At 66.3% G+C, this 17,734-nt stretch carries 17 protein-coding genes; 5 read left to right on the forward strand and 12 right to left on the reverse strand.

Annotated elements, in window-relative coordinates:
* Positions 1-3: 3 nt before the first annotated feature.
* Positions 4-2,643, reverse strand: a complete 2,640-nt coding sequence (locus ALVIN_RS03730) for a chemotaxis protein CheB (RefSeq protein WP_012969975.1) — start codon at positions 2,641-2,643, stop codon at positions 4-6.
* A complete protein-coding gene (locus ALVIN_RS03735) occupies positions 2,625-3,818 on the reverse strand; it encodes an alkaline phosphatase family protein (RefSeq protein ID WP_012969976.1) in 1,194 nt (397 codons plus the stop codon). The genes ALVIN_RS03730 and ALVIN_RS03735 overlap by 19 nt, the downstream gene beginning before the upstream one ends.
* Positions 3,819-3,889: 71 nt before the next feature.
* Here ALVIN_RS03735 and ALVIN_RS03740 point away from each other — a divergent pair, with 71 nt between their 5' ends.
* Positions 3,890-5,968 carry a molybdopterin-containing oxidoreductase family protein gene (locus tag ALVIN_RS03740; RefSeq protein WP_012969977.1) on the forward strand — a complete coding sequence of 693 codons (2,079 nt, stop codon included), beginning with the start codon at positions 3,890-3,892 and terminating at the stop codon, positions 5,966-5,968.
* 5 nt (positions 5,969-5,973) lie between these two features.
* Positions 5,974-6,837 carry a hypothetical protein gene (locus tag ALVIN_RS03745; protein ID WP_012969978.1) on the forward strand — a complete coding sequence of 288 codons (864 nt, stop codon included), beginning with the start codon at positions 5,974-5,976 and terminating at the stop codon, positions 6,835-6,837.
* Between the two features lie 4 nt (positions 6,838-6,841).
* On the opposite strand, the gene amrA is transcribed toward ALVIN_RS03745, so the two are convergent.
* The 3 genes from amrA to ALVIN_RS03760 all read right to left on the reverse strand — a co-directional run bounded on the left by amrA (position 6,842) and on the right by ALVIN_RS03760 (position 8,678).
* Positions 6,842-7,471 carry an AmmeMemoRadiSam system protein A gene (amrA, locus tag ALVIN_RS03750; protein ID WP_012969979.1) on the reverse strand — a complete coding sequence of 210 codons (630 nt, stop codon included), beginning with the start codon at positions 7,469-7,471 and terminating at the stop codon, positions 6,842-6,844.
* The gene (amrB, locus tag ALVIN_RS03755) at positions 7,449-8,252 is read right to left on the reverse strand and encodes an AmmeMemoRadiSam system protein B (RefSeq protein ID WP_012969980.1); all 804 of its coding nucleotides are present in this window, start codon (positions 8,250-8,252) and stop codon (positions 7,449-7,451) included. The genes amrA and amrB overlap by 23 nt, the downstream gene beginning before the upstream one ends.
* A 114-nt stretch (positions 8,253-8,366) precedes the next feature.
* On the reverse strand, positions 8,367-8,678 hold the full coding sequence (locus ALVIN_RS03760) for a hypothetical protein (protein WP_012969981.1): 312 nt from the start codon (positions 8,676-8,678) through the stop codon (positions 8,367-8,369).
* An 80-nt stretch (positions 8,679-8,758) separates the two neighbouring features.
* Between ALVIN_RS03760 and ALVIN_RS03765 the strand changes: the two genes are divergently transcribed.
* Both ALVIN_RS03765 and ALVIN_RS03770 read left to right on the forward strand, forming a co-directional pair.
* Positions 8,759-10,678, forward strand: coding sequence for a transglycosylase SLT domain-containing protein (locus ALVIN_RS03765; protein ID WP_148217453.1), 1,920 nt, complete (start codon positions 8,759-8,761; stop codon positions 10,676-10,678).
* A gap of 147 nt (positions 10,679-10,825) precedes the next feature.
* Positions 10,826-11,320 (forward strand): hypothetical protein, encoded by a 495-nt coding sequence (locus ALVIN_RS03770; RefSeq protein WP_012969983.1) that lies wholly within the window; start codon positions 10,826-10,828, stop codon positions 11,318-11,320.
* Between the two features lie 12 nt (positions 11,321-11,332).
* Here ALVIN_RS03770 and ALVIN_RS03775 read toward each other — a convergent pair whose 3' ends face one another.
* A complete protein-coding gene (locus ALVIN_RS03775; RefSeq protein WP_012969984.1) occupies positions 11,333-12,136 on the reverse strand; it encodes a sulfite exporter TauE/SafE family protein in 804 nt (267 codons plus the stop codon).
* 81 nt (positions 12,137-12,217) lie between these two features.
* Positions 12,218-12,649, reverse strand: a complete 432-nt coding sequence (locus tag ALVIN_RS03780) for a phosphate-starvation-inducible protein PsiE (protein WP_012969985.1) — start codon at positions 12,647-12,649, stop codon at positions 12,218-12,220.
* A 108-nt stretch (positions 12,650-12,757) separates the two neighbouring features.
* Here ALVIN_RS03780 and ALVIN_RS03785 point away from each other — a divergent pair, with 108 nt between their 5' ends.
* The gene (locus tag ALVIN_RS03785; protein WP_012969986.1) at positions 12,758-13,480 is read left to right on the forward strand and encodes a class I SAM-dependent methyltransferase; all 723 of its coding nucleotides are present in this window, start codon (positions 12,758-12,760) and stop codon (positions 13,478-13,480) included.
* Between the two features lie 4 nt (positions 13,481-13,484).
* On the opposite strand, the gene cysZ is transcribed toward ALVIN_RS03785, so the two are convergent.
* From cysZ to ALVIN_RS03810, 5 genes are all read right to left on the reverse strand, one after another.
* A complete protein-coding gene (gene cysZ / locus ALVIN_RS03790; protein ID WP_012969987.1) occupies positions 13,485-14,690 on the reverse strand; it encodes a sulfate transporter CysZ in 1,206 nt (401 codons plus the stop codon).
* A gap of 81 nt (positions 14,691-14,771) precedes the next feature.
* Positions 14,772-15,539 carry an alpha/beta fold hydrolase gene (locus ALVIN_RS03795; protein WP_012969988.1) on the reverse strand — a complete coding sequence of 256 codons (768 nt, stop codon included), beginning with the start codon at positions 15,537-15,539 and terminating at the stop codon, positions 14,772-14,774.
* On the reverse strand, positions 15,536-16,387 hold the full coding sequence (gene folE2, locus ALVIN_RS03800; protein ID WP_012969989.1) for a GTP cyclohydrolase FolE2: 852 nt from the start codon (positions 16,385-16,387) through the stop codon (positions 15,536-15,538). The genes ALVIN_RS03795 and folE2 overlap by 4 nt, the downstream gene beginning before the upstream one ends.
* Positions 16,388-16,543: 156 nt before the next feature.
* The gene (gene ispA / locus ALVIN_RS03805; protein WP_012969990.1) at positions 16,544-17,437 is read right to left on the reverse strand and encodes a (2E,6E)-farnesyl diphosphate synthase; all 894 of its coding nucleotides are present in this window, start codon (positions 17,435-17,437) and stop codon (positions 16,544-16,546) included.
* Complete coding sequence (locus ALVIN_RS03810; RefSeq protein WP_012969991.1) at positions 17,430-17,672, reverse strand: exodeoxyribonuclease VII small subunit; 243 nt, start codon at positions 17,670-17,672, stop codon at positions 17,430-17,432. Before ALVIN_RS03810 ends, ispA begins: the two co-directional genes overlap by 8 nt.
* Positions 17,673-17,734: the final 62 nt, after the last annotated feature.

The following is a 17,734-nucleotide window of genomic DNA, read 5'->3' on the forward strand; positions in this document are numbered from 1 at the left end:
GATTCAAGCATCAGCGACGGCTGATGGGTCATCGTGTTTGGGCGGATTGGTTGCCGCATCCCCGCCCTGGTCCGTCGCTGACACACCGGCCAGACGGCTGAGCTCCTTCAGAGCCTGACGCAACTCGTTCTCCAGCCGCTTGGCCTTGGTCATGTCGACCAGGGTGACGACCACGCCGTCGATACGGTTGTCCAGCGTGCTGTAGGGCAGGATGCGCGCGTTGAACCAGCGTCCGTCCTGGGTGCCGATGAGCTTTTCGCTGAAGACCAGGGTGCGCAGCACCTCGGCCACGTCCTGGGCCAGTTCGGGATAGAGCAGTTCGGAGGCGATCTGGGTGACCGGTCGTCCGACGTCGCCGGGGATCAGGTTGATGAGCTTGGCCGCCTGGGAGGTGAAGCGCCGGATACGCAGATCCTCCTCCAGGAACAGGGTGGCGATCTCGGTGCTGTCGAGGAGATTCTTCATGTCGTCGTTGACTCTGGAGAGATCGTCCACCTTGGCTTGCAGCTCGATGTTGACGGTCTGTAGCTCCTCGTTGAGCGACTGCATCTCCTCCTTGGAGGTGGTGAGTTCCTCGTTGGTCGATTGCAGCTCCTCGTTGGTGGACTGCAACTCCTCATTGGCCGACTTCAGCTCCTCCTGAGAGGTCTGCATCTGCTCGCGGGTGCTTTGCAGCGCCTCGCGTAGACGCTGGATCTCGCGTTCCTCCGGTGCGGATGGCTGGGCCGTGCCGCTCCTGTGGGTACGCCGCCGCTTGGTGGCCGGCTCGGGCGCCTCGTTGAAGACCACGAGCAGCATGCCGCGCAGTGGCGCGGGGTCGCGCAGATCATGTACGGCAACGTCGACCCACTGGAAGCTGCCGTTGGTCCTGACATGCACACTCCGCTGAAGGACCGGCTCGCCCTCGGGCTGCTTTTGTGCCTGCCGGCAGAGGCCGGGCAGGACTTCGCGCAGACCCTCGCGCGCCATGACGAAGAGATTCAGGCTGGCATGACCGACGGGCGGCTCCAGATACTGGCCCGTGCGTCCGGTGGTGTAGAGGATCTCGCCATGCGGGTTGGCGAGGATGGTTACTGGGGTCACGCGCTCCAGCAGCACTTGATTGAGGAGTGCCTTCAAGTCGATGGGTTGTGTCCCCTCGGTCATCGTCGCCGTGTTCGCGGGCAGTGCCTTGAGTGTCGGGAAGTTGAAATGCATCGGGGCTTGACCAAGGCTCGGGGTCTCGCGGCGGAAGAAACGCCACTTGCTGTCCAGGGTGTGAAAACACTCGCCCGAGCCGCTGACCGTCTCGGCCGAACCCAGGAACAGGACCGCGCCGGGGTTGAGACTGTAATGAAACAACGATAGCAGTTGGCGCTGCAACTCCATCTTCATGTAGATGAGCAGATTGCGGCAGATGATCAGGTCGATCCGTGTGAAGGGCGGATCCTGGATGACGTTCTGCTCGGCGAAGATCACCAGCTCGCGCACCTCCTTGCCGATGCGATAACCGCTGCCGTTCTCCTGGGTGAAGAACCGCTGCAACCGCTCCGGCGAGACGTCGGCGGCGATGCTCAGCGGGTAGAAACCCTGTCGTGCTCTGGCGATGGCCACCGGGTCGAGATCCGTGGCGAAGATCTGGAGCGAATGGGACTGGGGCGGGGACAGCCGTTCGATCGCCTCGCGAAAGACGATGCCCAGTGAATAGGCTTCCTCGCCGGTGGAACAGCCGGCGACCCAGGCGCGGATCTGGGCGCCGCTGGGCCGGCGCTCCAGGAGTTCGGGGATCACGACGTCGCGCAGATGGTCCCAGGCGGCGGGATCGCGAAAGAAGCTGGTGACGCCGATCAGGAATTCCTTGAACAGTTGTTCGCGCTCCAGTGGGTTGTCCTGGAGATAGCGGACATAGTGCGCGATCTCGTCGAGCTGGTGCAGACGCTGGCGCCGTTCGACGCGACGCTGGAGGGTGCTCCGCTTGTACAGCGAGAAGTCATGTCCGGTGTGATTGCGTAGCAGGATGATCACCGTATCCAGATCATCGGGCATCGCAGACGGAGGCGGAACGGCCCGTTGCGGTCTTGGCGGTCTGGCTTGGCGCAGACAGGCCTGGAGTTGGCCGTACAGGTCTTCGGCCGGTGCCACGATGTCGGCGAGACCGGCAGCGATGGCGCTGCGCGGCATGTCGTCGAATCGGGCCTCTGCAGGATCCTGGACCAGGGTGAGACCGCCGGCGTCCTTGATCGCGCACAATCCCAGGGTGCCGTCGCGGCCCATACCCGAGAGAACGAGGCCGATACTGTGTTCCTGCCGATCCTGCGCGAGCGAGCGAAAGAAGACATCGATGGGTAGGTGCTGGCCGTGCATGGGGGCCGGCCCGACACGATGCAGCACACCCTGCCGGAGTGACAGACCCGTGTTGGGTGCGATCAGATAGACATGATCGGGACTGACCCGGACGGACTCGTCGACCTGCTCCACCTGAAGTGTCGTGCAGCGTTGCAGGCGTTCGGCCAGATGGCCCTTGTGTGCCGGATCGAGGTGCAGGACGACGACGAAGGACAGTCCGCTGTCGGGTGGAACCTGACCGAAGAATCGATCCAGGTCTTCCAGACCGCCGGCCGAAGCGCCGATGCCGACGATGGGTGCTACAGCTCGAACAGACACAGCGGCACCCTGAGTTCGGATTCACTCAGCCCCCCATGGACGCCGACATGGATGTGCGGCTCCTCGAAGGGCAGAGTCTGGCGCAGGACGTGCCGCGCGCGCGGCAGCAGACAGTAATCACCCACCCGATCGCGGATGCGCGGATGCGCTGGTCCGGGTCCGAGCAGACCGTCCGCGATCACCTGCCGGCTCGGTATCAGTTCGACCATATCGCCCAGCTCGCCGGCGCAATAGTCTTCGAAACGCCGCGCACTGTCGGCACGTACCGTGGCCCATGCCGCGCGCGGCTCGCCGCACAGCGGCAGCGTCAGACACTCGACTAGATTGGGGTGCTGCGTGAGATCGATGACATCCTCGGGCCGGGTGTCGATCTGGCCATGATCGGCGCACACCAGCAGCACCGTATCCGTCCCTGCCGCCGCGCTCAGAAACGCCTCCAGCGCCTGTTCGATCTCGGCCAGATGGGCGAGGGCGGCCGCACCCTCCATGCCGTGCTCATGCCCGATGCGGTCGAGTTCCGGCCAGTAGAGATAGAGATAGCGCCGCTCGGGCGTTGCCGACGAACGCCCCCAATGTCGCCGCGGCCGGAGTACGCGCAGCGTCTGCTGGAACATCTCCGGCAGCGACTCGAACGGCCGCACCTCGCCGCGCCCGAGATGCGCGCGATTGAAGTCCGAATAGGCGATGAAGCGCGGCGAGACGGCGATACCGCGCGTGCCGATACGGTCGAAGATCGAGCGATGGGGGAAGAGCCGGCGCGGATCGATCCCGGCCGCACGATACGACACCCCGCCATAGCGCGGCCGACCGGGCAGGACTGCCATCACTGATCCCAGCTCGCCGAAATAGGTGAACCAGCCGGTCAGCCCATGCTGGAGCGGCGACAGCCCGGTGAGAAAGGTCGGGATCGCCGAGGCCGTGGTCGATGGAAACACGGAACTGATCGCCCCCCAGCGTGCCCGGCTCAGCAACCCATCCGGTGCGTGCCGCGCCAGCCAGTCCGCGCCCAGTCCGTCGACGACCAGCAGCACCAGATTGGTCGCGCGCGTCAGATCGTCCAGCGCCAGTCCGGCCAGCGGCGGATGCTCGCCGCGTCCGCCGCGCGCCTGGATCAGGCTGCTCATCAGATTCAGCAGGCCGCCGCCGCTGTAGTCGGGTGTGTGCTTGGTTTCCATGAATCGGGCGTCATGTTGAGGACCATCCGGCATGAAACCACGAACACCCATCGTCGCGCGAGACCATCGACATGTCCACCAAGCCCAGCACCTGCTACGAATGCGATGCCAACTGCCCGATTCAGGTCGAGTTCGACGACGGCGGCGAACCCGTCGCGGTTAAGGGGCCGGACTGTCCGCGCTGTTACGCCCAGCTCGACCGGCGCAATCACCCCGATCGTCTGCTCTATCCGCTCAAGCGGGTCGGGCCGCGCGGCAGCGGTCAGTTCGAGCGCATCTCCTGGGACGAGGCGCTCGGCACCATCGCCGAACGGCTCAGCGCCACCCGTGATGAGCACGGCGCACCTTCAGTCGCCTTCTTCGCCGGCTACACCAAGGAAGCGCGTCCCCAGCTCCAACGGTTGGCGCACGCCTTCGGCTCGCCCAACTATCTGACCGAGAGCGGTTGCTGCTTCTCGGCGACCATGGTGGCCGAGAAAGTCACTTTCGGCTACAAGATCAAGACCACCTCGACCGTGGTCTCGCCCAAGACCCGCTGTCATCTGATCTGGTCGACCAATCCGCGCGGCTCGATCCCGCCGTTCGACACCCATGGTCTGGTGACGCTCAAGCCGGGGCGGCGCATGATCGTCGTCGACCCGCGCCGCACGCCCATGGTCGATCAGGCCGATATCCACCTCCAGATCCGTCCCGGCACCGATGGCGCGCTGGCGCTCGGCTTCCATCATCTGATCTTCGCCAATGGCTGGCAGGATCAGACCTTCCTGGATCAATGGTGCTCGGGCGTCGACGCCTTCAGGGACTATGTGGCTGAGTTCACGCCCGAGCGGGTCGCGTCCATCTGCGGCATCTCGGCGTCCGACCTGCGCGCGGCGGTCGCACTCTTCGCCACCACGCAGCCGGCCCAGATCACCCTGTCGCCGACCGCGACCGTTCAGCACAGCAACGGCTTCCAGAACCACCGCGCGCTCATCCTGCTCTCGGCCGTCACCGGCAATCTGGATCGTGAGGGCGGCAACCGCTTCTTCAACGACAAGGTGATGCCCAAGCCGATCGAGCTGTTCGATCATTGTCGCAACAACCTGCCGCCGCGCATCGGCGACGAGGTCTATCCGGTCTGGACCAAGTATTGGCCGGCGGGGCAGAGCATGCTGCTGCCCGACTGCATCCTCGACGGGCGTCCGCAGCGGGTGCGTTCCTTGCTGGCCATGGGCATCAACACCGCCATGTGGCCCAACTCCAAGCGCATGGAACAGGCGCTCGGATCGCTCGACTTCTTCGCCGCGACCGATTTCTTCCATAACCCGGCCACGCTTCAGGCCGACATCGTGCTGCCGGCGGCGACCAGTCTGGAACGCCCGGCGCTGATCGCCTATCCGGGCTGTGCCTATCAGGGCGAACTGCGCTATCGGCGGCCGGTGGTCGCGCCGCGCGGCGAGGCGCGTCCGGACGGACAGATCTTCCTGGAACTCGGCGTGCGGCTGGGCATGGGGGATCAGTTCTGGAACGGCGATCTGGAGGCCAGTTGGGCCGAGGCCGCCGAGGGCATTCCAGATGAGATCCGCGAGGAGGTCTACAGCAATCCCGATGGCGTCACCGTCTATGCCGGCGCCATCGAGGATCTGGTCGAGCATGGCTTTCTCGACGCCGACCGGCTCTATCGGCTGCGCGGCTTCCCGACCGCGAGCGGCAAGGTCGAGTTCGATTCGGCTGAACTGCGCGCCGCCGGTCACGACGGACTGCCGATCTATCGCGAACCGGCCGAGAGTCCGGTCTCGACGCCTGAGATCGCCCGCGACTATCCGCTGGTCCTGACCAGCGGGGCGCGAACCAAGTTCGATACCCATTCACAGCATCAGTACATTCAGCGGATGCGCCGGGCTATCCCTAATCCCCTGGTCGAGATCCATCCCAGCGATGCCGAGCCGCGCGGCATCCGGGATGGTCAATCGGTCGAGATCCGCTCGCCGCGCGGGGCCGTGTGTTTCGTCGCGCGCGTGACCAAGCGTATCAAGCCCGGCGTGGTCCACTGCACCCACGGCTGGAACAGCGCCAACGTCAACGAGCTGACCGACGACCGGCACCTCGACCCGATCAGCGGTTTTCCGCCGTTCAAGTCGAGCCTGTGCGAAGTCGCGCCCGTGGCCTGAATCCCATGTTCATCGGTGTCCTGCCCGAACGTGCGCACCTCTTTCAACCCGAGCCGAGATCCGAGGTCGCGGTCAACGATGCCGCCGCCTGGCGGCTCAATCCGGCCCATCGCTCCGTCTACGACAAGCTCGGCGTGGCACTCGCCGCCGGATTGCGCGCCGCGCCCTGCGGGGTCGATCCGCTCGTCTGCGGCCTGTCGCCGGATGACTGGGTGTTCGTCAAGCCGATCGTCAATCTGGCCGGTATGGCGCTCCGGGCGCGCGCGGTGCATGCCGACGCCGTCCCCAACGAACCAGGGCTGTTCTGGTGCGAGCGGCTGGAGGGCGAGCACACCAGCACCGACTGTCTGGTGCGCGCGGGCGAAGTCGTCTGGCTGGCTCACACCAGCGCCTCGGAGCGCAAGGATCGCGCGCGTCCGCTCTACTGGGATGTGGGCGTCGAACGGCCCGAACTCGACGCGCGCGTCCGCGACTGGATCGGGCGCCATCTGGCCGGCTATACCGGACTCTGCAATCTGGAGATGATCGGCGGACGACCGATCGAAGCCCATCTGCGCGGCTCCAACGGCTTTCTCGAACTCTATGGCCCGGCGTTCGTGCCGGCCTGGGTCGCGCTCATGGACGGTCAGCCGTTCGAGGCGCCGCCCCCGGTGCCGGGCGGGCTGGTGATCTCGCTCTTCGGTACGGGATCGCTCACCGACGCACAGACGGCGTTGATCGCGCGGTCCGGCGCCATCAGTCGCCCCGATCCGCACACTCCTGACCGTATGGCCGTGATCCTCTGTCCCGACAGGGCGCGCGGCCTGGAACTGCTCGACCGCCTCGCTCCTCCGAACCGGGCGGATTCGTTCGCGCCGGACGCCGCGTGATGGCTCAAGCCGGCCGTTGGATCTGGTCGATCGGTCCGCCGAACGACTCGGTACCATAGCGCGAGACGCGCAGGCTGTCGGACCAGTGGCCCATCGGCAGACCGGCCTTGCGCTTGAGGTGGTCGAGAAAGTCGCGCGGGTTGGGCAGTTGCTCCCAGACCGAGGGCAGGAAGGTGCCGCGCCGGCCCCGATCGCTGAGGATGAGTCCGTCGACGCCCGGCCGGATCTGGGCCAGCAGTTCGACCTCGGAGCCGAAGGTCAGCGGCTCGGCTGGTGTCAGGACCGAGAGTTTGAGCGTCAACTCGGGATACTCGGCTGCGCGCAGCGGCGGGAAGCGCGGATCCTCGAAGGCGGCGGCGAAGGCGTTCCGGGTCACGTCCGTGACCAGCGGGCGGAAGGCGTCCAGCACGCCGATGCAGCCGCGCAGATCGGCGTGGCGCTCCAGGGTGACGAAGGTGGCGCGGATGGCGCGCAGCGATTCGGGATACTCGGCCGGGTCGAGATCCAGCGGGCGCTGGTGCGCCAACCCATGCGCGATCGAGCGCGCGGCGATGTCGAGCAGGATCGCGCGCTCGGTCGCGTCATAGATGACCGGCCGCTCGCCGGCCGTCTCAATGGATGGCATAGGCGCCATAGCCCACCACCTGATCGCGTGATCCGGCCGTATCCCCCGAGTTGCGCCGATCCAGGGTCTCGGCCTGGAGTCCGCGCCGTCGCGCCAGGGTCAGCAGTCCGTTCAACGGAGCACGGCCGCAGGCCTGATCAGAGCCGATCGCCTCGGGACGCAGCGCCTCGATGGCCTCGGAGGTCGCGGCATCGATGCGCTGAGCGGTGCGGTAGTCCAGATAGTGCGTCAGGTCCGAGCTGACCAGGATCAGGGTCTCGGGTCCGCCCCAGAGCAGATCCAGCACCTCGGCCACCGATTCGGGTGCGGCCTCACCGACCACGAGCGGCACCAGACTGAAGTCGTCGAGCACCCGTTGCAGGAAGGGCAACTGGACCTCCAGACTGTGCTCCTGGGCGTGCGCGGCATCGAGCAGCCGGACCTGCGGCAGCGTCAGGGTGCGCTCGACGGCCGCACGGTCGATGGGAACCGGGCCGAGCGGGGTGGCGAAGACATCGGCGCTGGTCGCCGCCAGTCCCATGAAGGGCAACCGATGCGATGGACCCAGCAGCACGACCCGATGGATCTGATCGTGCACCGGCGCCAGCGTGGCATAGGCGGTGGCGGCGATGGGACCGGAGTAGATGTAACCGGCATGAGGCACGATCAGTGCCTTGGGCGGCGCCGTGCCGGGGCGGGATGCGGCCGACGCAGGCGAATCGGCGAGCAGGGCATCGAGCATCCTGCCCAGCTCGACGGGATCGCCTGGATAGAATCGATCGGCCACGGCGGGCTGTCGAATCGTTGGCATGGGGCACCTCCTCACGCCTCGCGGTTTGGAGCTTGAGCGTCAGTCCCTACGATTCAAGAGTATAGCCCCATGCGGTGTCGGCAACCTCGAACGGCTACCGACACGCCCCGGGCCTCATTTGTCGAGCTGTTCGACCAGCTTGGTGCAGCCGGCAGCGTTCTGGACCCACTCGATCTCGGCTTGCAGCGGTACCGAGGACCCCTTGGAACGGATGTGCTCGACGCTGGCGGCGACCAGGGCATCCAGCTTGGCCTCGTCCATCCCGCCCTGGCGGCGCGCGGTCTCGACGGCGAGACAGACCCCGGCCTGGGTTCCCATCAGCATCCCGCTCGCCGCGCCCATGCCCCAGCCGAAGCCGAGTGTCATGATGCCGCCGAAGGAGGCACCGACCAGGAGTGAAATGATGACTACAATGGTCGTTCGCATGTCTGAGGTTCCCCAATAGGCCAAATCCGATGAGTCTGTCACTGTCGAAGCGGTCACGGCGTTCGGCCGCTTTCCCGGTCATGCTAACCGTTGTGCTGCTCGCCGTCTCCTGCGGTGTGGTCCTGGAGGCCCGCGCCGACTCCCGTGCGGACTTCCTCGCCGCCGAGTCGGCGCTCGAACGCGGCGATCCGGCGACCTTTCAGACACTGGCGGACGGTCTGCGCGATGACCCGCTCTATCCCTATCTGCTGTTCGCGGAGCTGACGCGCGATCTGGATCACGCACCGGAGGCGCGCATCGAGTCCTTTCTCGACGACTATTCCGACACCCCACTGGCCGAGCGGCTGCGTCCGGCTTATCTGCGCCGTCTGGCCGACGCCGGGCGCTGGGGCGATTACGTGCGTGTCTATCAGCCGGACGACTCGGTCGAGCGCCGCTGTCTCCAGCTGCGCGCCCTGATCGAGACCGGGCGCGTCGAGGAGGCGCTGCCCGAGGTCGAGCCGATCTGGCTGTCGGGTCAGTCGCGGCCGGATGCCTGTGACCCGGTGTTCGAGCGCTGGAGCGCCGAGGGACATCTGACGACCGAACGGGTCTGGGCGCGCATCCGGCTGGCGCTGGAGGCTGGAAGGACTGGGCTGGCGCGTTATCTCGGTCGGCGGCTGCCCGAGTCCGAGCGGCCCTGGCTCAGGCTCTGGCTGTCGGTTGATCAGATGCCTGAGCGCATTCTGGAGGCCGGTCTGTTCCAGACGCCACATCCCATGCGTGCGGCGATTCTGGCGCATGGCATCACGCATCTGGCGCGGCGCGATCCCGATCGGGCCGCGCTGGCGCTGCGGCGTCTGGAGCCGGCCCTGGCGGACGACCAGCATGCACATGAACGGGCGCAGGTGGCCGTCGGACGGGCGTTGGCCGAGGCCGGCGATCGCCTGGGGCTGCTCTATTGGGACGCCATCGAGCCGAACGCGGACAATCTGCCCGAGCAGGAACGCCGTCTGCGCGCGGCCATCACGCTGCGCGCCTGGGACTGGCTGGCCAAATGGATCGAACGGATGCCCGAGGGCGAGATCAAGCGCGAGCGCTGGCTCTATTGGCTGGGCGTGGCCCAGGCCTTCCTTGGCCAGTCGGAGGCCGCACAGGCGACACTCGGCGCGGCGGCGCGCGAACGCAGCTTCTGGGGCTTCATGGCCGCCGATCGTCTGGATCGGCCCTACAACCTGGAGCATCGCCCGGTGCCGGTCGCGCCGGAGCGACTCCGGACGCTGGCCCAGGAGCCGGCCTACCGGCGCATCCTCGCGCTCGACCAGCTCGGCCGCGAGGTCGATGTGCGGCGCGAATGGCGCACACTCGCCAGCCGGCTGGGCACCGAGGGACTCATGGCCGCCGCGCGGCTCGCCCACGATCGCGGCTGGCACGATCAGGCCATCGTCATGCTCGTCCGCGCAGGCTACTGGGACGATCTGGAGATCCGCTTTCCGCTCGCCTATCGTGATCTGGCCGCCGAACAGGCATGGCAGATCGGCATCGAGCCGGACTGGATTCAGGCCGTGATGCGCCAGGAGAGTGTCTTTGCGCGCACCATCGCCTCACCGGCCGGCGCCGTCGGTCTGATGCAGCTCATGCCGGCGACTGCCGGCGAAGTCGCCGCCGAGCTGGGGCGGCCCCAACCCTCGCGCTGGGATCTGCTCGACGCCGAGCGCAACATCACGCTCGGCAGTGCCTATCTGACGCGGATGCGCGACCGCTTCGGCCATGCGGCGCTGGCCACGGCGGCCTACAACGCCGGTCCCGCGCGTGTCGAGCGCTGGCTGCCGGAGACCTGTATGGACGCCGATCTCTGGATCGCGCGCATCCCCTTCGCCGAGACGCGCGGCTATGTCGAGCGCGTCCTGAGCTATCGGATCATCTATGCCGACCGTCTGGGGCTGGAGTCGCGCCGCCTGCGTGAGTTCCTGCCGCCGGTGCCCGGACGCGATTTTCGGGGCCAGTCCCCGGCGCAATGAGCGCGACAGGATTTTCAATCCGGATTCCCGGCTCTGTTACACTGCGCCGCTCGTGGAACATTCCGCCCAGTCTTCACCTATCGGCCCGACCTCGTGTCGTGCAGCCAGCAGCGCCTCATGCCAGCCATTCGAGTCCGATCGTCCATCATGCGTCCGCGCGCGCGCCAAGCGCTCATTCTGACCCTGATCCTCGCTGGACTACCGCTTCAGCCCGCCACCGCCCAGCAGACGGCGGCCGAGGCCATGGCGCATGCCATCGCGCGCATGATGGAGAGCATGGGCTTCACGGCCAATGTCGATCCGGGGAGCACCATGGCCGATTCGGCCTGGCGCGCCATGCAGGGGGCGAGCGGCGGCGCCATGCCCTGGACCGGCACGTCGCTGGACGGACTCTGGGAGGACAACCAGGGCGGCCTCCTGATCGTTCAGGGCGGGTTCTATCGTCTCTATTCAGCCTGTCGGGGCTACATCGAAGGCCAGATCCGGGTTCAGACCGATCGGGTCGAGCTGAGCAATCGTACCGAGAACTTCACCCAGACCTTCGAGTTCGCCCTGGATCAGGGCCGGCTGGCACTGCGCGACCAGAACGGTCAGCTCTATCTCTATCGTCGGCTGATCCTGAATCCGGACACGGCCAGGTAGCGTCCGGACCTCTCAGGAAAACGCCAGACGCGCGGCGATCAGCAGCAACAGCCCGCCGAAGAGCCGCTTGAGCAGGGGCACGGGCAGGGTGTGGGCCAGTCGGGCGCCGAGCGGGGCGATCGGCATGCTGGCGGCCAGCATGGCCGCCACCGCCGGCCAGTAGACGAAACCCGTGCTGAACGCGGGCAATCCAGGGCGACCCCAACCGACCAGCATGAACCCCAGCGCGCCGGCCACGGCGATCGGCAGCCCGCAGGCCGCCGAGGTCGCCACGGCCTGACGCATCCCCAGACCATGACGGCTCAGAAAGGGCACCGTGAGCGTCCCGCCGCCGATTCCGACCAGTGACGAGAGCAGCCCGATCCCGCCGCCCACAGTCGTCAGCCCCACGCGCCCCGGCAGCGAGTGCGACGCGGTGATGGACGTGGCGGGAGCCGCCAGCAGGCGTATGCCGACATAGGTCAGAAAAACCGCGAAGATCCGTTGCAGCCAGAGGCTCGGAATCCAGCCGGCCAGAGCCGCTCCGGCCAGGGCGCCGATGACGATGCCGGGCGCCAGTGGCCAGACGATATCCCAGCGCACGCCCCGGTGTCTGTGGTGTGCGAGCGTGGAGGCCGCGCCCGTACCGATGATGGTCGCCAGCGAGGTTCCGACCGCCAGATGGGCCAGCCAGTCGCCGCCGACGCCGCCGAGCGCGCCGAAGAGCAGCATCAGGGCCGGAACCATGATGGCGCCGCCACCGACACCGAAGAGTCCGGCCATGACACCCGAGAGCGCGCCGATGGCGAGATAGGCGAGGAGTTCGATCACGATCACGAGCGTAGGGAGCCGGGTCTATTCAACAAGGCGGCTATAATACGCCATTCCATCCGGAGTGCCCGCCGGACCATCGTCGTCTCATTCGTGACGATCCTCGTGGGCCTCGCGCCGTTCCAGGATGCCGGTGCTGAACTGCTGACTGAAACGGATGACGAGAATGGCGAGACTGATGAGCAGGATGGCGCCGCTCTCGTAGATCAAGCCTGCGGCACTGTGCTCCTTGCCCTGGAGCACGATCAGACGCGAGAGCGCGGTGACGGCGATGAACATGGGGTAGGTGAAGGGCACGCTGCGCCGCATGAAGTAGACATTGGCCATCGCCATGATCTCGATGAAGATGAACATCATCAGCAGATCCTCCAGGCGGATCGCGCGTAGCTGATAGATGCTCCAGATCAACTCCCCGATGCCGAGGAGCGCGAGTCCGCCGATGACGACGAGCACCAGCTTTTCGGTGTAGAGAAAGAGGATCGAGAGCCATTTGTCCAAGCGGGTATACGGTTCATTCATGCGTTTCGGCTCCTGGGCGCGATGATGGAAGTGGGCGTCTCGCCGTCGACCTTAGGCTCGAACGCCATGAACACAACTCTGAACGTTGAAATCCGAGATGAGGCTATCATGCCGAGACAGATGATCCAGACCGACCCTGTCGGTTACCGGACGTGCGACGAGATCCGGATCGTTGAGGAACTGGTCGAGGTCGCGGGACGCCAGGTGCTGGAACTGGGCTGCGGCGCGGCCTGGATGACCCGGCTGCTCGCCACGCACCTGGGCGCACGCCGGGTGACGGCGACCGAGGTCGATCGTATCCAGCATGCGAAGAATCTGGCCGTTCAGGATCTGCCCACTGTCGAGTTCCGGTTCGGCGGTGCCGAGTCGATCGACGATGCAGACGCGACCTATGACGGCGTCTTTCTGTTCAAGTCGCTTCATCATGTGCCGGTCGAGTTCATGGACCGCGCACTCGCCGAGATCCGGCGCGTACTGGCGCCGGGCGGTTACGTCTATGTCTCGGAACCCGTCTACTGGGGGGCGTTCAACGCGGTCATGCGACTGATCCATGACGAGCGCCTCGTGCGCACGGCGGCCTATGCCGCCATCGAGCGCGCGGTCGACTCGGGGCGCTTCGCCTGGGAGCGTCAGGTGTTCTACCAGTCGGAAGGCGTCTATCCGAACTGGGACGCCTTCGCCGAGCGCTTCATCCAGGTCACGCATACCGAGCGTGACCTCGACGCGGCGCGGCTCGCTGAGATCCGCGCCGCCTTCGAGCGTCATTTGACTCCCGAGGGTGCGCGTTTCCTCAAGCCGCATCGGGTCGATCTGCTGCGCGCCGTGGTCTGAGCGTTCAGACTTGGGACGCCAGCAGCACCCGCTTGGCCTCGTTGACCTTGGCGGCCAGATAGTCCGAACCGCCGCGATCCGGATGCAGGCGCTGGATCAGGCGTCGATGGGCGGCCTGGATCGCATCGGCGCCGGCATCGGGCGCGAGACCCAGGATGGCGCGTGCCTCGTTCTCGTCCAGGCCGGGTCGGTCGGTTGGCGGTGGCGGTGGCGGTGCGCGTTCGGTGTCCGGGCGCGGCGGCGGTTCCTGGAAACGCTGACCGCGCTCGTGGGTCAGATAGGCTTCCAGCGCCTCGGCCGACTCGGCGTCGGTGCGATAACAGAGATCGAGCAGACCGAGCAGCTCGCCGGTCTCGGTCGCGTCGAGCGTGCGTCCGGTGAGCGGCCCGGCGAGGATCTCGCCATCCATGCGTCCCGAGAGATGGTCAATGGTCAGCAGGATGTAGTGCGTGGCCACGCGCGACTGATGCGGCCCCTGATAGCCGTTGGACGAACGGAATTCACGCACCCACATCGCCGTCGCCCCGGCCACTGCGACCGGCATCAGCAGAAAGTTGAGTACCGGCACCATCGCCATCCCGGCCGCCGCCGCGCCAAAGCCGAAGCTCAGCGTACGCCGTTCGCGCAGTCGGCGCCGGATCTCGGCGAAGCGCAGACCGTGATTGCCCATCGGATAGTCGCTGTATTCGACCGCCAGCATCCAGGCCGTATAGAGAAACCAGAGCACCGGCCCGACCAGCGGCACGAACAGCAGCAACAGAAAGGGAATCGCCCACAGCAGGGCATAGGCGAGCTTGCGCAGTTCGTCGAGCAGGGTCGGCCCCAGTTCGGCCAAGAGCCGGGCGTAATCGCCCTCCTGCTCGATGGGGCGGCCGGTCAGCAGCAGCTCGACCTTCTCGGCCAGCAGTCCATTGAAGGGCGCGGCGATCAGGTTGGCGAGCAGACCGAAGGTGTAGAAGACGAAGACGAACAGCAGCAGGACGAACAGCGGCCAGATGAGCCATTCGAGCCAACCCAGCCAGGTCGGCAGTCTGGATTCCATGAGCTGCATCAGTCCCTCGAACTGGCTGATGCCGGCATAGATGGCCGCCGAGAAGATCAGCAGATTCAGCAGTAAGGGAATGGCCACGAAACGCTTGATTCCGGGGCGGGTGATGAGCCTCAGGCCCTGTAATAGATAACCGGCCCCGGAGATGGGATGGCTGAACATAGGAGCGGGAGCGAGCAGGATTGGAATGGGTTGGGGATTTGAACCACAAAGACGCGAAGAGCGCAAAGAGATTCGGCGATTCTAGGCGATCGAAATCCTGAGCGCATTGGAAGGCGACGTCTTCGCGTGCTCCAAACAGGTGCGTAGCCGCTCGGGCGCCTCCAGCAGCGGATTGTGACCCACGTCCTCCAGGACATGCAGCCGGGTCGCCGGACGATGCGCCAAGACTTCGTGCGCGATCGCCTGGAAGCGCGTGTCCTCGCCGCCGATGATCCAGTCGAGCCGACCCTGGTAGCGCGCGAGCGCCTCCCAGGTGCTGGGCATCTCGCCCAGTCCAAGCCGTTCGAGCGCCCTGGCCAGTCCCTCCGGACGCTGACTCAGACGCTGCGCGCGCTGACGTGCCAGGATCTCGGGTGCGAGCCGTGCCTGGGTTCTGAACAGGGGCTGATGCTCCCAGGCCGCGACGAAGGCGTCGATTCCCTGATCGCGCAGCAGGTCGATCCAGACCTGATCGGCCAGCCGGCGCTGTTCGCGCAAAGCCGGGTCGAGCAGTCCGGGATGGGCCGAGATGATCGCGGCGGAACGAAAACGCTCGGGCGCGAGCTGGATGAGGCTGAGCGCGATCCGACCGCCGAGCGAATAGCCGATGATCCGGTCGATGCTCGCCGGCAGCGTGTCGAGCAACGCGCGGATCTCATCGAGATAATCGCCCGTCGGATCCGGGCTGGTCAGATGCCCCGGCAGGTCGAGCGCCAGCCGCTCCGGATCCTCGGGAAAGACGCTCGACCAGTCGGCCCCGCTGCCCGTGAAACCGTGCAGCAGCAGACAGCGGGGTTCGACCGGACTCAGAGCGCGCTCTCCGCCAAACGGGACTCAGCGGCCTTGTCGCGCTCGATCAGGGCATAGGCCGAATGGTTGTGGATCGACTCGAAGTTCTCGGCCTCGACCGTGTAGGCGAGGATGCGCGGGTCGTCATTGAGCCGCTTGGCCACGTCGCGCACCAGATCCTCGACGAACTTGGGATTGGTGTAGGCGCGCTCGGTGACGAACTTCTCGTCCGGGCGCTTGAGCAGGCCATAGAGTTCGGACGACGCTTCACGCTCGACCAGCTCGATCAGTTCCTCCAGCCACATGAAGCGCTCCATGCGCACCTGGACCGTGACGTGCGAGCGCTGATTGTGCGCACCGAAGGCCGAGATCTCCTTGGAGCAGGGACAGAGGCTGGTGACGGGCACCATGACCTTGAGTTCCAGGCGCGGCTGTCCGTTGCGGATCTCGCCGATGAAGGTGACTTCGTAGTCGAGCAGGCTCTCGACCCCGGAGACCGGCGCCTTCTTGTTGATGAAGAAGGGGAAGCGCATCTCGATGTGGCCGGCCTCGGATTCCAGACGCTCGGACATCTCGCTGAGCATGGTCTTGAAGGACGAGACGCTGATCTCGCGCTCGTGGCGGTTGAGGATCTCCACGAAGCGCGACATGTGCGTGCCCTTGAAGTCGTGCGGGAGATAGACGTACATGTTGAAATTCGCCACCGTGTGCTGCTCGGTGCCGCTGCGGTCGAGTACCCGCACTGGATGACGGATGTCCTTGATGCCGACCTTGTCGATGGCGATGCGGCGGGTGTCGGCGCTCCCCTGGACGTCGGCGATCTCGCAGGTGGCGTTGGTCGAGCAGGGGGATGGGGTCGATGGCTCCATGGGAATAGTGTCGTCGTCGGAATGGATGGCTGGAAGATGGGGGCGGCTGGCGGCTCGGCCAAGTCGGATGGGGCGACCGGGCCGAGTGCTGGGGTTAGTGTGGTTCGAGGGGCGGCGGTTCAATGTCGCCGTGCGTCCCCTCTCCCGCGTATTCGGTCAGTTCTTGCGTCCCAGGAGGGCGTTGGCGATCCAGACCAGCGGCTGGGCGCGCTCGCCGAAGATCGACACGGATTCGATGGCCTCGTTGATGAGCTGATTGGCCATGGCCTTGGCCTCAGCCAGACCGACCAGCGCCGGATAGGTGGCCTTGTTGAGTTCCTGGTCGCGTCCGGCGGTCTTGCCGATCTGAGCGGTGTCGCCCTCGACATCCAGCACGTCGTCCTGGATCTGGAACGCCAGACCCAGACACTTGGCGTAATGGTCGAGCCGCTCGGCCTTGTCCGCGTCGAGTCCGCCATGGGCCAGCACGCCCATCTGCACCGAGACGCGAATCAGGGCGCCGGTCTTGTGGATGTGGATGTTCTCCAGCTGCACCAGATCGAGCGGCGTGCCCTCGGCCTCCAGATCCATCGCCTGACCGCCGACCATGCCGCGCGCCCCACTGGCGCGGGCGAGTGCCGACACCATGGCCACGCGCGACTCGGCGCTCAGCCCCGGCGCTTCGGCCAGCGCCTGGAAGGCCAGCGTCTGGAGCGCATCGCCGGCCAGGATCGCCGTGGCCTCGTCGAAGGCGCGATGGCAGGTCGGACGCCCGCGACGCAGGTCGTCGTCGTCCATCGCCGGCAGATCGTCGTGGATCAGCGAATAGGCGTGGATCATCTCGACGGCGCAGGCCGGGTGGTCGAGCAGGGCGGCGTCGAGTCCGAGCGCCTCGCCGGCGGCATAGGCCAGCAGCGGACGGATACGCTTGCCCCCGGCCAGCACCGTGTAGCGCATGGCCTCGTGCAGTCGCGACGGCTGCACGCTCACGGGCGGCAGGATCTGGTCGAGCGCAGTCTCAACACGCGCAGCACAGCGCGCGCGGAAGTCATCCAGGGTGTGATCAGTCATGGGCGTCGAATGGCTCTGGCTCGGCGTCCGGCCGGGCGTCGGTGAGGATCCGCACCCGCTGCTCGGCCGTTTCCAGCGCCTGCTGACAGGCGCGGGTCAGGCCGATGCCGCGTTCGAAGGCCGCGAGCGAGTCTTCGAGCGTCATCTCGCCCTGTTCCAGGGCGTCGACGACGGCTTCCAGTTCGGTCAGGGATTGCTCGAACGCGGGTGGGGGCGGGGTCTTGGGTTGTTTCATCTGGGTTTGAATCCGGGTTTGCAGGTACGGTACCGTAGCTCGGTTGAGCGGTCAAACCAGCG

It is taken from the genome of Allochromatium vinosum DSM 180 (genome assembly GCF_000025485.1).
GTDB lineage: Bacteria > Pseudomonadota > Gammaproteobacteria > Chromatiales > Chromatiaceae > Thermochromatium > Thermochromatium vinosum.

Coding starts and splice junctions, on each gene's coding strand:
- ALVIN_RS03735 (WP_012969976.1), bottom strand. CDS start 3,818: ATGGAAACCAAGCACACACCCGACTACAGCGGCGGCGGCCTGCTGAAT.
- ALVIN_RS03740 (WP_012969977.1), top strand. CDS start 3,890: ATGTCCACCAAGCCCAGCACCTGCTACGAATGCGATGCCAACTGCCCG.
- ALVIN_RS03745 (WP_012969978.1), top strand. CDS start 5,974: ATGTTCATCGGTGTCCTGCCCGAACGTGCGCACCTCTTTCAACCCGAG.
- amrA (WP_012969979.1), bottom strand. CDS start 7,471: ATGGCGCCTATGCCATCCATTGAGACGGCCGGCGAGCGGCCGGTCATC.
- amrB (WP_012969980.1), bottom strand. CDS start 8,252: ATGCCAACGATTCGACAGCCCGCCGTGGCCGATCGATTCTATCCAGGC.
- ALVIN_RS03760 (WP_012969981.1), bottom strand. CDS start 8,678: ATGCGAACGACCATTGTAGTCATCATTTCACTCCTGGTCGGTGCCTCC.
- ALVIN_RS03765 (WP_148217453.1), top strand. CDS start 8,759: ATGCTAACCGTTGTGCTGCTCGCCGTCTCCTGCGGTGTGGTCCTGGAG.
- ALVIN_RS03770 (WP_012969983.1), top strand. CDS start 10,826: ATGCGTCCGCGCGCGCGCCAAGCGCTCATTCTGACCCTGATCCTCGCT.
- ALVIN_RS03780 (WP_012969985.1), bottom strand. CDS start 12,649: ATGAATGAACCGTATACCCGCTTGGACAAATGGCTCTCGATCCTCTTT.
- ALVIN_RS03785 (WP_012969986.1), top strand. CDS start 12,758: ATGCCGAGACAGATGATCCAGACCGACCCTGTCGGTTACCGGACGTGC.
- cysZ (WP_012969987.1), bottom strand. CDS start 14,690: ATGTTCAGCCATCCCATCTCCGGGGCCGGTTATCTATTACAGGGCCTG.
- folE2 (WP_012969989.1), bottom strand. CDS start 16,387: ATGGAGCCATCGACCCCATCCCCCTGCTCGACCAACGCCACCTGCGAG.
- ispA (WP_012969990.1), bottom strand. CDS start 17,437: ATGACTGATCACACCCTGGATGACTTCCGCGCGCGCTGTGCTGCGCGT.
- ALVIN_RS03810 (WP_012969991.1), bottom strand. CDS start 17,672: ATGAAACAACCCAAGACCCCGCCCCCACCCGCGTTCGAGCAATCCCTG.